Source organism: Reyranella sp. GW821-FHT12G01, assembly GCF_058806575.1.
This window is the reverse complement of record NZ_JBXAPV010000001.1, coordinates 57,637-69,672: the sequence shown is the minus strand read 5'-3', so window position 1 is coordinate 69,672 and position 12,036 is coordinate 57,637. Positions and strand designations below refer to the sequence as shown.

Sequence of the window (12,036 nt, the reverse complement as noted above, 5' to 3'; positions counted from 1 at the left end):
ACTATAAGTAGAGAGGATGTTATGAATACGACTGAGTTCGACGCTAAGGTGAAGGATTTCATCGCCAATTGTGAAGCCGGTCGCGCCGAAGATTGGTTGGGGCTCGTGGTGGTCGCGAACTTTGTCAGGCGTCGCTGTGATATTACCGACAACGACGAGGTAAAGCGGCTTTCTCTGAAGGTCGTCCACATTCTGATGGAGCGCGGATTCCGCGCCGGACAATTCGAGCGCTATGGAGATTCCAGGCTCATTCTGTGGCCGGACCAGGCGCCTGACGCCGTTGTCGCGCGAATCGACCAAGAGTGGGACCCCACAAAAGGCGACCCCAACATCAACGATATCTGCTGGTTTGAGTAAGGGAATGGCTGGGGACGACGCTCGCCTCGCCGGTTTGCGTATCCGTAAGCGAAGCGCGATGGCGCTCAAGGACTGCGGCGAGCGTGCAATGGCACCAGGCCCAAGCTCGTCAGGAGACGCCGTCAAAGCAGCGGTCCTCGCCGTAATCCCCGAAGTCTCCATCGGCAAAGCAGCCGCCGCTGCAACCTGCAGCGATCAGAACTGGGGCGCAACCGTGAACAGAGCCGGTCAAAGGATCGGTGGGCCGAGGCCAGGACACGAGGCCGACGCTCATATTCCCCACGATGTTTGCTTCTCCTGGAGATGAGAGATGCCATTTATCAAAGAGATCTGGCTGAAAAATGCGTGCGAAATCCTCGACGCGATTGCCGATCCGGACTTTCTGCGAGATGCTTGGTCGGGGAAAAGCCGCTACGTCTCGTGGCCTGAAGAGATTTACAATAACGTCTTCAGCGACGCGATCATCGACGAGTACGCCGATCCCGACCTCTCACTCGACGAGGCTCAGAAGGCAGCCGGCAAGGAATTCGTCGATCGCATGCGGGACTTCGACAAGATCGGTGGTCCCGAACTGCCGTGGCAGGAGGTGATCGACCATCCCGGTTGGATCAAGGTGCGCGAAGCGGCGGCGAGGTTTCTCTTTCTGCTTCGTCCTGCCACCTGATTGCGCGACAGCTCGACACCGGGTTCTACGAATGCGGCCGGCATTCCCACCGGAACGTTACTCGGCGGCGATCGACTGGGTCGCAGGGCTCTTGTAGGCGGCGAGCAGCGAGGCTTCCCGCTCCTTCGCGGCCTTCACGTTCTTTTCCTTCACGTGGCCGAAGCCGCGCATCGTTTCCGGCACACCGGCGATCTGTACCGCCATCGCGTGGTTGTCCTGGCTGAGGGTCGCCAGCAGCGTGTCGAGCGTCGCTTCGTACTCACCGATGAGACGGCGCTCCATGCGGCGCTCCTCGCTGTAGCCGAAGATGTCGAACGTGCCGCCACGCAGCCGCTTCAGCGAGGCGAGGATGCGGAAGGCCGGCATCATCCACGCGCCGAACTCGCTCTTCTTCAGCTCACCGGTCACCGGGTCGCGATCGGAGAACAGCGGCGGCGCGAGATGGAAGCTGATCTTGTAGTCGCCGTCGAACTGCTGGCGCAGCTTCTTGTGGAACTCGCCGTCGCTGTAGAGGCGGGCGACTTCGTACTCATCCTTGTAGGCCATCAGCTTGTAGAGCGACTTGGCGACCGCCTCGGCGAGGCCGCGGCGGCCCGGCGCCTTGTCCTTCTCGACCTTGGCGACCTTGTCGACCAGCGCGCGATAGCGCTCGGCATAGGCCTTGTCCTGATAGGCAGTCAGCAGCTCGACCCGCTTCGACACGATCTCGGCCAGCGTGCGCGCCACTGGCTTCTCGATGCGCAGCGCGGGCTTGGCGGCAGCCTGCACGGCGGCGAGGTTGTGCGCGGCGAGGCGGCCCCAGTTGAAGGTCCGCTTGCTGCTCTCGACGGCGACGCCGTTCAGCTCGATGGCGCGCATCAGCGCCTCGAACGACAGCGGCACCAGGCCCTTCTGCCAGGCGTGGCCCAGCATGAAGAGGTTGGTGGCGATCGAATCGCCCAGGATCGCGGTGGCGAGGCCGGTGCCGTCGATGAACGAGGTGGCCTCGTCGCCGGCGGCGTCGCGGATCGCCTTCATCATTGCTTCGGCACCGAGATCCATGTCGCCGTTCATGACGAAGGCGGCGACCGGCTGGACGTAGCCGTTGATGACGGCCTTGGTCACGCCCTGCTCGATGCGCGACAGCGCGGCGGGCGAGGCGGCCACGACCATGTCGCAACCCAGCACCAGGTTGGCGCCGCCGGCGGCGATGCGCACGGCGTGGAGGTCCTCAGGCTTCGGCGCGAGCCGCACATGGCTCATCACCGCGCCGTTCTTCTGGGCAAGGCCGGTGAAGTCGAGGAGGGTGCAGCCTTTGCCTTCGAGGTGCGCGGCCATGCCGATCAGCGCGCCGACGGTGATCACGCCGGTGCCGCCGATGCCGGTCACCAGGATGCCGTAGGCCTCGTTGAGCGGGCGCAGCGTCGGCATCGGCAGTGACGCGAAGGGATCTTCCTTCACCACCTCGAGCTTCGGGCGGCGGGCCTTGGCGGGAACGCCGCCGCGGACCGACACGAAGCTCGGGCAGAAGCCGTTCACGCAGGAGAAATCCTTGTTGCAATTGCTCTGGTCGATCTGGCGCTTGCGGCCGAGTTCGGTTTCGAGCGGCTTCACCGACACGCAGTTGCTCTTCTCCGAGCAATCGCCACAGCCCTCGCAGACTGCGTCGTTGATGAACACGCGGCGGTCGGGATCGGGGAACGTGCCGCGCTTGCGGCGGCGGCGCTTCTCGGCGGCGCAGGTCTGGTCGTAGACCAGCACGGTGAGGCCGGGGATCTCGCGCAGCTCGCGCTGCACGGCGTCGAGTTCGTCGCGATGGCGAATCGTGACGCCATGCGCGAAGCCGGCGTTCATCGGGTACTTGTCCGGCTCGTCGGTGACGACGACGACCTTCTTGGCGCCCTCGGCCTCGACCTGCCGCGTGATCTCGGGAACCGTCAGCGGCCCGTCATGCGGCTGGCCGCCGGTCATGGCGACCGCGTCGTTGAACAGGATCTTGTAGGTGATGTTGACGCCGGCGGCGGCCGACTGACGGATCGCCATCAGGCCGGAGTGGTAGTAGGTGCCGTCGCCCAGGTTCTGGAAGATGTGGTTGTCGGAATGGAACGGCGCCTGGCCGATCCAGCCCACGCCCTCGCCGCCCATGTGGCTGATCAGCGAGGTGCGGCGCTCGGGCATCCAGATCGCCATGCCGTGGCAGCCGATGCCGGCCATGGCGCGGCTGCCTTCCGGCACCTTGGTCGAGGTGTTGTGCGGGCAACCCGAGCAGAAGAATGGCGTGCGCGCGACCTTCGGCGGCGGCGCGGCCAGCAGCTTCTCCTTGGCTTCGAGGCGCGCGAGGCGCTGGCGCAACTCGGGCGAATCGCCCTCGTGCTTCATCAGGCGGCCGGCGATCACCATCGCGACGCCGGTTGGCGTCAGCTCGCCTTCGCTCGGCAGGATGATGCGGCCGGTCTCGTCGGCCTTGCCGATCACCGTCGGGCGGCGGTCGGCCGGCAGGTGATAGAGGATGCGCAGGAGTTGGTCCTCGAGGTTCGAGCGCTTCTCCTCGACGACGATCACTTCCTGCAGGCCTTCGGCGAAGCGGCGCGCGCCTTCGGCTTCGAGCGGCCAGGTGACGCCCACCTTGTAGAGACGGATGCCGAGCGCCCGCGCGCGCGCGTCGTCGATGCCGAGATCTTCCAGCGCCTGGCGCGTATCGAGATAGGCCTTGCCGGTCGTCATGATGCCGATGCGGGCCTTGGTGCCGGTCTCGGTCGGCTCGATCACCGTGCGATCGAAGCCGTTGGCGCGCACGAACGCGTTCACGGCCGCCATCTTCGGCCCGTGCAGGCGGCGCTCGGCTTCGAGCGGCGGATCGGGATTGCGGATGCCGAGGCCGCCCGGCGGCAACTGGAAGTCGGTCGGCATCACGATCTGGATGCGCTCGGGATCGACCCACACCGAGGCACCGCTCTCGACAGTCTCGGAGATCGCCTTGAAGCCGACCCAGCAGCCCGAGTAGCGCGACAGCGCGAAGCCCAGGATGCCGAAGTCGAGATATTCCTGGACGGTCGCGGGATTGACGACCGGGATCATCGCCGCGGCAAAGACCTGCTCGCTCTGGTGCGGCAGGGTCGAGGACTGGCAGCCATGGTCGTCGCCGGCGAGCGCGATCACGCCGCCATGCGGCGAGGTGCCGGCGGCATTGCCGTGCTTCAGCACGTCCATCGAGCGATCGACGCCCGGGCCCTTGCCGTACCAGATCGAGAAGACGCCATCGACCTTGGCGCCGGGGAACAGGTTGGTCTGCTGGCTGCCCCACACCGCTGTCGCCGCGAGGTCCTCGTTGAGGCCGGGCTGGAAGTGGATGTTGTTCTCTTTCAGGTACCGCTTCGCGCCCCACAGCGCGTTGTCGTACATGCCGAGCGGCGAGCCGCGATAGCCGGAGATGAAGCCGCCGGTGTTGAGCCCGGCCGCGAGGTCGCGCTGGCGTTGCATCATCGGCAGGCGCACCAGCGCCTGGATGCCGGTCATGTAGACCCGGCCCTTGCCGAGCCGGTAGCGGTCCTCGAGGGCGTAGTCGCCGAAAACGAGCGGAACTGGGGTGACGGTGCTCATCGCGGGAGCCCTCCGATGCGGCGGCGTGAACGGGCGTTTATTGCCGCCAGCATAGCGGGCGAAGCCGCCGGCGCAAAAGCCTGTCGAGGCGTTTGGGCGTGGTGAATTTCGCTTCGGGAGCTGTCCTCCCCATTCAAATGGGGAGGTGGCGGCGTCTTACGCCGCCGGAGGGGTCATAAGCTTCGCTCGGCCCATGACCCCGTCGCCCCGTAAGACGGGGCACTTCCCCATTTGAATGGGGAAGGGACTGAATTCTAGTTCGTGGCGGGCCGCTTGCCGGCCTTGTAGTCGGCGACAGCGGCCTTGAGCTGGCGGTATTCGGCGCAACCGAAGGTGCAGAGCGAGTCGAGGCGGGCGAGCTGCTGCTCGGCCTCGGGCAGGCGGCCCAGCATCAGATAGGCCTCGCCGAGATACTCGTGCGCGCCGATGTGGCGGGCGTCGATCGAGAGCGCCTGCTGGTAGTACTGCAGCGAGGCGTTGGGATCGCCCGACTTGCGGGTGGCGAAGCCCATCAGGTTGTAGGCGTCGGCGTTCTTCGGGTCCTTGGCCACGACCTGCTGCAAGAGCGGCAGGGCGCCCTTGTAGTCGCGGGCCTCGATCATCGCCTTGGCGCGCGTGAAGTTGGCGTCGACCGGCTTGGCCGGCGTCGATTCCATCGAGCCGCCACCGGCAGCGTGAACGGGCAGGGACAGGCCGAGGGCCGTCACGGTCATCGCGGCAGCAAGGAAAAGGGCGCGCATGGGATACCTCCTGAAGGTGGTGCGATTCTCGCCCGGCCCGGCCGCCGGACAACGAAAATCTTATGACATTGCCGTGAGATCGGCTGCCCTCGCGACGGCGCGCACGGCGAGCCGTCCCTGCCGGCCGCGGATCTCGACCTCGTGCTTGGGCGCCTCGCCGAGATCGACGCCCGCACGATCCAGCAGCTCCTGCGACACGACCAGCTCGACGGTGAATTCCTTGGTGAGCGATTCGAGTCGGCTCGCGGTATTCACCGTGTCGCCGATCGCGGTGATTTGGGCGGCGCGTGCATAGCCCATCTCGCCGACGATGGCGGGCCCAGCATGGATGCCGATGCCGATGCGCAGCGGCAAGTCGAGATCGCCCGACATCGCTTCGTTGAGATCGTCGAGCGCCAGCGCCATGCGCCGCGCCGCATCGAGCGCCTGGCGGCAGGCGACCTGCGGCTCCTGGTTGAGGCCGAAGATCGCCATCACGCCGTCGCCGATGAACTTGTCGAGCCGCCCGCCCGCGGCCTCGACCGCCTGGCCGGTGGCGCGGAAGTAGCGGTTGAGCAGGAACACGACGTCGTAGGGCAGCTTGCCCTCCGAGATCGTCGTGAAGCCGCGGATGTCGGCGAACAGCACGGCGATGTAGCGCTCGCCGCCGTGCGCTTGCGGTTGCCGGCGGTAGGCCTCGACCGGACCGGCGGCGGCTGGCAGCAGCGGCGTCACGCGATAATGGCCGGGCGGCGGGCGCAGCTGGCAGGCGAGGCGCACGTTCGCCGGGGCGCCCACCCTCGCCAGTACCTTCGCCTCCTCGGGCGAGGCCGGCGGCAGCTTGTGGCGCTCGTCGCCGGTGATGCGCACGCGGCAGGTCGAGCATCGGCCGCGTCCGCCGCACACCGACGCGTGCGGAATGCCGGCGATGCGACTCATCTCGAGGATGGTGTGGCCGGCGGGCTGCGACACGCTGCGACGCTCGCCGTAGTCGAGGCGCACGACGCCAGCGCGCCGCTCCCACAGATCGCGCAAGGGCCGCGCGGCGATCGCGGCGAGCAGCAGGGCAAGCGCTGCATATTCCAGGCCGGCCGCGATCGAATAGAGGTTGGCGATCTGGTCGGGCGCGGGAATGCGCGCGCGTTCGAACAGCGCTTCGAGGAAGCCGGGGCGCTGTGCCAGCTCGGCGACATCGCGCAGCGCCACCGCGGTGCCCGCGAGGCTGGCGGCGGGGATCAACAGCGCGAGGCCATAGAGCAGCGGCAGCCAGTCGCGATACCAGGGTTTCAGGCGCAGCGCGAAATGCAGGCCGATGCAGCCATGCATCCAGACGACGAGCGGCAGAGAGAACTGCCGCAGCATGCTCGTCCAGCTTCCGGCGACGAGCGAGCCCAGCACCCAGGGATAGCCCGAGTCGACGTCGTAGAGCGTTTCCGCCAGTCGCGTGCCGACGACGTGGACGGTGCCGAGTGGAATGATCGACGCGCCGAGGATCCATTGCGTCCATTCCCAGCGCGACAGTTTCAGCGCGCGGCGCCGGTACAGCGACCACAGCGCCAGGAAGAAATGCCCGAACAGCGCGCCGTAGAGCACGGTCTGCCCGACGGGATTCATCCAGAGGAAGGCGAACCAGTTGCGGCCCGCTTCCAGGACGCGCAGCGAGATCAGGCCGAGCGCGTGATTGAGGAGATGGGTGACGACGTAGAAGAAAAGGACGTAGCCCGACCAGAGGCGAAGCCGTCCGATCATGACGTCATTTCAGGACGGGAAGGACCGCTTCGGGCGGCCGGCCGATGGCGGCGTGGCTGCCCTTCACGACAATCGGACGCTGCAGCAGGATCGGATGCGCTGCGATCGCGCTCACGATGTCGGCCTTGGTGAGATCCGCCTTCTTGATCTTGAGCGCCTTGAACTCGTCCTCGCCGTCGCGGATCAGCTCGCGCGGATCGCCGCCGACCAGCGCGATCAGCTTCTCGACCTCCGCCTTGCTGGGCGGCTCTTTAAGATACTCGCGGATCGTGGGCTCGACGCCTTTGCTCTTCAGCAGCTCGAGAATCTGCCGCGACTTGGTGCAGCGCGGATTGTGCCAGATCGTGACGGTCATGGGTTCCTCGTTGATCGAACCATGGCGAGCCGTTCAGCCTTCGTCCAGCGCATCAGGGTCCGCCGCCTCGACGACCTTGCGGGCGAGCTCGTAGGCAAAGCCCGCGCGTGCCATCGAGGCAAGGTCGCGCGCCTTGTTCTCGTCGCGGTCCTTCATGCGGAAGGGGCCGAGCCGGCGCCGGCGGGCGAAGGCGAGGGCGGCCTGGATCTCGCGCTTGGCGGGATCGGTGCCCAGTTCCTCGTCGAGGCCGGCCATCGCCTTGTCGACATCCTCGCGACCGACGCCCGCCACCTGCAGGCGCTGGCGCGTCAGGCGGCCCGACATGCCGCGACGGTGCAGCGACCGTGCCTTGGTCTGCGCGAACGCGGTGTCGTCGAGCAGGCCGGCCGCGATGAATTTCCGGACGACCGCTTCGATCGCCTCCTCGACATTCTCCATGACCGGCGCGTCGAGCATCTTCGCTTTCGAGACCCGCCGCCGCAGCACGCGGCGCAGGCCTTCGGCCGAACTGGCGTACCGCTCGAGATAGAACACGGCGGCGTTCTGCAGATACTTCGCCGTGATCGGAGAGGCGGTGCGCTTCACGGCATCAGCCTCTGAGCGGGATACCCACCATCGCCTGAAGTTCGTCGATCGCGACGTCGGGATCGCCGACCTTGATGGTGCGCATGCCCATCGCACGCGCCGGCTTCAGGTTGATGCCGAGATCGTCGAGATAGATGCAGCGGTCGGGCGGCACGCCCAGCAGGTCGCAGGCATGCTGGTAGATGCGCGGATCGGGTTTGCGCAGGCCGATTTTGCTCGATTCTATGACATGCTCAAAAAGAGACATGATTTCGGCCACGGCCTTGGCCTTCTCGGGGCTGCGCGCCATGCCGGGCCCTTCGCCCGCCTTCATGTTGTTGGTGATGCAGGCCACACGGAAGGCCGCCTTGCAGCGCCGCAGCGCTTCGACCATCTGCGGCTGAATGTCGCCGCTTAGTGCCTGCAATATCTTCCAGCCCTCGACTCGTTGTCCCTGGAGGCGGGCTTCTGCCTCGAACAGGTCGACGAAGCCCTGCAGGGAAACTTCGCTTCGTTCCATTTTCGCCCAGGCATTGGTGTCAGGATTGCGCGCATTCAGGCCGCGCAGGAAATCTTTGGGAAGACCGGCCTCGGCCTCGTAGCGATTGAAGGCTGCGAAGGGGCTGGAGAGGATCACGCCGCCGAAGTCCCAGAGTACCGCGAGCGGGGTTTTTGCATGGCTCGTATTCATGGTGGTGCGACGGTCTTTACCTTGTTGCTGCCTCAGTCGGCCCTTATCTCACGCCCTCCATAGGCGAGCGGTCGTGCGTTGACCATCGGCCTGAACACCTGATTAGGAATTTACACATGAGCGAAGCAGCGGTGATGCCGCGCGGCAACGCAGTGGCGGTAGTGGCGGCAGCGACGGACGCGAACGGTAACGGTACGGCTCGTCCCGATGGGCGTAACCGCCGGGCCGCGGAGACCCGTCGCAAGATCATCGAGGCCGCCAAGGCCATGATCGCCGAGACCAGCACTGCCCCGACCGTCGTGGCGGTCGCCCGCCGGGCCGATGTCTCGGTCCGCTCGGTCTTCCAGCATTTCGGCGACGTTGAGTCACTTTTCGTAACTGTCACCGACGCCATCCGTCAGGACATCGTCGTCCCGCCGCCGACCGCCAACACCCGTCCGCTGGCCGACCGGGTCGCCTCGGTGGTCCAGAGCCTGACCGAAGTGTTCGACAAGATCGTCCCGCTGCGGGTCGCCGCCGGCCAGTTCGTCGGCCATCCGGCCCTGATCGAGCGCGGCCAGGCCTTCAAGCAGGAGCTGCGGGCCTCGACTTTCGAGACTTTTGCCCCGGAATTCGCGAATCTGGGCGAGCAGGCCCGTGAAGAGCTGGCCGACGCCATTGGCGCCGCCCTCTCCCTGGATGCCTGGGTCGTCCTGCGCCGCCGGGACAATCTGAGCTTCGAGCGGGCCGCCGCCGTCTGGCGGATGACCCTCACCGCGCTCCTGGCGCACCGCTTCGCCTCGGTCGCGGCGGAATAGCCACCTTACTGCTGGTCGCCGATTGACTTGGCGTATGGGATCAGAGAGTTAAGAGCCCCATTCAATTGACGAACGCTCGGTAAATGGCGACCAGCCAGCTTCATGAAGATTTCTCGCGCGAGGAGCACGTCAAGGCGGGCTCCGATCGCAGCTTCGGGTTCGTTTTCGCGGGGTTCTTCGGAATCCTGACGGTAATCAACCTGTGGCACCACGGGATGGAACAGGGCGCCGCCTGGAAGTGGATGCTTCCGGTCGCGGCGGCGTTCCTCGTCGTGGCGCTCGTCTATCCGAAGGCGCTCGGCCCGCTGAACCGGCTGTGGCTGAAGTTCGGACTGCTCCTCTACAAGGTGATGAACCCGCTGGTCCTCGGCCTGCTGTTCTTCGTCACCATCATGCCGATCGGCCTGATCATGCGCGCGGCCGGCAAGGATTTCCTGCGGCTTAAGCTCGATCGCAACGCCAAGAGCTACTGGATCGATCGCAGCCCGCCGGGCCCGCCCCCGCAATCCATGCGCAACCAGTTCTGATCCAAAAAGGGACCGAGCAATGGGATCCATTATCGTCGAACTCTGGGCCTTCATGCGCGAGCGCAAGAAGTTCTGGCTGCTGCCGATCCTGATCATGATGGTGATCTTCGGTGGCCTCATCGTGCTCACCAAGGGTTCGGCGATCGCGCCCTTCATCTACACGCTGTTCTAAGCGGCTAAGGACACTTCCATGCGGGTGCTCGGCGTCTCGGCCTTCTATCATGACAGCGCGGCCGCGCTCATCGAGGACGGCCATCTCGTCAGCGCCGCGCAGGAAGAGCGCTTCACCCGCAAGAAGCACGATGCGGGCTTCCCGCAGAACGCGGTCCAGTTCTGCCTGGACCGCGCCGGCATCAAGCTTCAGGACGTCGACTATGTCGCCTTCTACGACAAGCCGTTCCTGAAGTTCGAGCGCCTGCTCGAGACCTACCTCGCCTACGCGCCGCGCGGCTTCAATTCCTTCCGCATGGCCATGCCGCTGTGGCTGAAGGAAAAGCTGTTCCAGAAGACGCTGCTGCGCGACGAGATGAAGAAGTGGCAGCCCGACTTCGACTGGCAGAAGCGCCTGCTGTTCGGCGAGCACCACCAGAGCCATGCCGCGTCCGCGTTCTTCCCGTCGCCTTATGAAGAGGCCGCCGTGCTCTGCATGGACGGCGTCGGCGAATGGGCCACGACGTCGCTGGCCATGGGCAGCGGCAACAAGCTCGAGATGCTGCGCGAGATCCACTTCCCGCACTCGATCGGCCTGCTCTATTCGGCGTTTACCTATTACACCGGCTTCAAGGTCAACTCGGGCGAGTACAAGGTCATGGGCCTGGCGCCCTACGGCGAGCCCAAGTTCAAGAGCCTGATCCTCGACAAGATCGTCGACCTCAAGGAAGACGGCACCTTCCGCCTCGACCAGAGCTACTTCGACTATTGCACCGGCCTGCGGATGACGAACGACAAGTTCGGCGATCTGTTCGGCGGCAAGCGGCGCAACCCCGAGGAGATGCTGACGCAGCATCACATGGACCTCGCGGCGTCGATCCAGGCCGTCACCGAGGAGATCGTGATTCGGCTGGGCAAGTCGGTGAAGAAGGAAACCGGCGTCAAGAACATCTGCCTCGCGGGCGGCGTCGCGCTGAACTGCGTCGCCAACGGCAAGCTGTTGCGCGAGAACATCTTCGACGGCATCTGGGTGCAGCCGGCGGCCGGCGATGCCGGCGGCGCGGTCGGTGCGGCCTATGCCGCCTATCACGGCTTCCTCGGCCAGCCGCGCAAGCTGAACGGCCACATGGACGGCATGGCCGGCTCCTATCTCGGCCCGGACTTCAACGACGACGAGATTGCCGAGCGCCTCACCGCCGTCGGCGCCAAGTTCTCGCGCCTCTCCCGCGACGAGATGATCGACCAGACCGCGCAGGCGCTGGCCGACGACAAGGCGGTCGGCTGGATGCAGGGCCGCATGGAATTCGGTCCGCGTTCGCTGGGCGCCCGCTCGATCCTGGGCGATGCCCGCTCGCCGTCGATGCAGAAGACGCTGAACCTCAAGGTGAAGTACCGCGAGTCGTTCCGCCCCTTCGCGCCGGCGGTGCTGCGCGAGGACGTCGACAAGTATTTCGAGTTCCACACCGACAGCCCTTACATGCTGATGGTCGCGCCGGTCGTCGAGGAACGCCGCCGCAAGATGACCGCCGAGGAAGACGCGCTGTTCGGTATCGACAAGCTGAACGTGCCGCGCTCCGACATTCCGGCGGTCACCCACGTCGACTATTCGGGCCGCATCCAGACGGTCCACGAAGAGACCAACAAGCCGTTCTACGACCTGATCTCGTCGTTCAAGGCAAAGACCGGCAGCTCGGTGGTGGTGAACACCTCGTTCAACGTGCGCGGCGAGCCGATCGTCTGCACGCCCGAGGATGCGTGGCGCTGCTTCATGGGCAGCGAGATCGAAGTGCTGGTCGTCGGCAACTGCCTGCTCCGCAAGGAAGACCAGGACCCGTCGCTCAAGCTCGACTACAAGAACGCCTTCGAGCTCGACTAGTCAGGTGG

Annotated in this window: 12 protein-coding genes; 6 read left to right on the top strand and 6 right to left on the bottom strand. The window is 65.7% G+C overall.

Features of this window, described 5'->3' with window-relative positions; all coding sequences use genetic code 11:
• Positions 1–21 precede the first annotated feature (21 nt).
• Both AC1RP5_RS00330 and AC1RP5_RS00325 read left to right on the top strand, forming a co-directional pair.
• Positions 22–357 (top strand): hypothetical protein, encoded by a 336-nt coding sequence (locus AC1RP5_RS00330; RefSeq protein WP_493108566.1) that lies wholly within the window; start codon positions 22–24, stop codon positions 355–357.
• A gap of 310 nt (positions 358–667) precedes the next feature.
• Positions 668–1,021, top strand: coding sequence for a hypothetical protein (locus AC1RP5_RS00325; protein ID WP_493108565.1), 354 nt, complete (start codon positions 668–670; stop codon positions 1,019–1,021).
• Positions 1,022–1,078: 57 nt separating this feature from the next.
• On the opposite strand, the gene AC1RP5_RS00320 is transcribed toward AC1RP5_RS00325, so the two are convergent.
• The 6 genes from AC1RP5_RS00320 to AC1RP5_RS00295 all read right to left on the bottom strand — a co-directional run bounded on the left by AC1RP5_RS00320 (position 1,079) and on the right by AC1RP5_RS00295 (position 8,678).
• Positions 1,079–4,600, bottom strand: a complete 3,522-nt coding sequence (locus AC1RP5_RS00320; RefSeq protein WP_493108564.1) for an indolepyruvate ferredoxin oxidoreductase family protein — start codon at positions 4,598–4,600, stop codon at positions 1,079–1,081.
• Positions 4,601–4,854: 254 nt separating this feature from the next.
• Positions 4,855–5,340, bottom strand: a complete 486-nt coding sequence (locus AC1RP5_RS00315; RefSeq protein WP_493108562.1) for a tetratricopeptide repeat protein — start codon at positions 5,338–5,340, stop codon at positions 4,855–4,857.
• Positions 5,341–5,400: 60 nt separating this feature from the next.
• The gene (locus tag AC1RP5_RS00310; protein WP_493108561.1) at positions 5,401–7,068 is read right to left on the bottom strand and encodes an adenylate/guanylate cyclase domain-containing protein; all 1,668 of its coding nucleotides are present in this window, start codon (positions 7,066–7,068) and stop codon (positions 5,401–5,403) included.
• 4 nt (positions 7,069–7,072) lie between these two features.
• Positions 7,073–7,423: an arsenate reductase (glutaredoxin) gene (gene arsC, locus AC1RP5_RS00305; protein WP_493108560.1), complete on the bottom strand. Its 351-nt coding sequence runs from the start codon at positions 7,421–7,423 to the stop codon at positions 7,073–7,075.
• Between the two features lie 33 nt (positions 7,424–7,456).
• Entirely contained in the window at positions 7,457–8,008 is a 552-nt protein-coding gene (locus AC1RP5_RS00300) for a regulatory protein RecX (protein ID WP_493108559.1), read from the bottom strand.
• 4 nt (positions 8,009–8,012) lie between these two features.
• Positions 8,013–8,678, bottom strand: a complete 666-nt coding sequence (locus AC1RP5_RS00295; RefSeq protein WP_493108558.1) for an HAD-IA family hydrolase — start codon at positions 8,676–8,678, stop codon at positions 8,013–8,015.
• Between the two features lie 116 nt (positions 8,679–8,794).
• Here AC1RP5_RS00295 and AC1RP5_RS00290 point away from each other — a divergent pair, with 116 nt between their 5' ends.
• The 4 genes from AC1RP5_RS00290 to AC1RP5_RS00275 all read left to right on the top strand — a co-directional run bounded on the left by AC1RP5_RS00290 (position 8,795) and on the right by AC1RP5_RS00275 (position 12,028).
• Positions 8,795–9,475 (top strand): TetR/AcrR family transcriptional regulator, encoded by a 681-nt coding sequence (locus tag AC1RP5_RS00290; protein WP_493108557.1) that lies wholly within the window; start codon positions 8,795–8,797, stop codon positions 9,473–9,475.
• An 83-nt stretch (positions 9,476–9,558) separates the two neighbouring features.
• Entirely contained in the window at positions 9,559–10,002 is a 444-nt protein-coding gene (locus AC1RP5_RS00285; RefSeq protein ID WP_493108556.1) for an SxtJ family membrane protein, read from the top strand.
• 19 nt (positions 10,003–10,021) lie between these two features.
• Positions 10,022–10,174 (top strand): DUF5989 family protein, encoded by a 153-nt coding sequence (locus AC1RP5_RS00280; RefSeq protein WP_296345028.1) that lies wholly within the window; start codon positions 10,022–10,024, stop codon positions 10,172–10,174.
• An 18-nt stretch (positions 10,175–10,192) separates the two neighbouring features.
• Complete coding sequence (locus AC1RP5_RS00275) at positions 10,193–12,028, top strand: carbamoyltransferase family protein (RefSeq protein ID WP_493108555.1); 1,836 nt, start codon at positions 10,193–10,195, stop codon at positions 12,026–12,028.
• The last annotated feature ends 8 nt before the right edge of the window (positions 12,029–12,036 follow it).

Excerpts from the sequence above, each read along its gene's own strand:
- AC1RP5_RS00290 (WP_493108557.1), top strand. The coding sequence starts at position 8,795 with ATGAGCGAAGCAGCGGTGATGCCGCGCGGCAACGCAGTGGCGGTAGTG.
- AC1RP5_RS00285 (WP_493108556.1), top strand. The coding sequence starts at position 9,559 with ATGGCGACCAGCCAGCTTCATGAAGATTTCTCGCGCGAGGAGCACGTC.
- AC1RP5_RS00320 (WP_493108564.1), bottom strand. The coding sequence starts at position 4,600 with ATGAGCACCGTCACCCCAGTTCCGCTCGTTTTCGGCGACTACGCCCTC.
- arsC (WP_493108560.1), bottom strand. The coding sequence starts at position 7,423 with ATGACCGTCACGATCTGGCACAATCCGCGCTGCACCAAGTCGCGGCAG.
- AC1RP5_RS00325 (WP_493108565.1), top strand. The coding sequence starts at position 668 with ATGCCATTTATCAAAGAGATCTGGCTGAAAAATGCGTGCGAAATCCTC.
- AC1RP5_RS00315 (WP_493108562.1), bottom strand. The coding sequence starts at position 5,340 with ATGCGCGCCCTTTTCCTTGCTGCCGCGATGACCGTGACGGCCCTCGGC.
- AC1RP5_RS00280 (WP_296345028.1), top strand. The coding sequence starts at position 10,022 with ATGGGATCCATTATCGTCGAACTCTGGGCCTTCATGCGCGAGCGCAAG.
- AC1RP5_RS00330 (WP_493108566.1), top strand. The coding sequence starts at position 22 with ATGAATACGACTGAGTTCGACGCTAAGGTGAAGGATTTCATCGCCAAT.
- AC1RP5_RS00310 (WP_493108561.1), bottom strand. The coding sequence starts at position 7,068 with ATGATCGGACGGCTTCGCCTCTGGTCGGGCTACGTCCTTTTCTTCTAC.
- AC1RP5_RS00295 (WP_493108558.1), bottom strand. The coding sequence starts at position 8,678 with ATGAATACGAGCCATGCAAAAACCCCGCTCGCGGTACTCTGGGACTTC.
- AC1RP5_RS00275 (WP_493108555.1), top strand. The coding sequence starts at position 10,193 with ATGCGGGTGCTCGGCGTCTCGGCCTTCTATCATGACAGCGCGGCCGCG.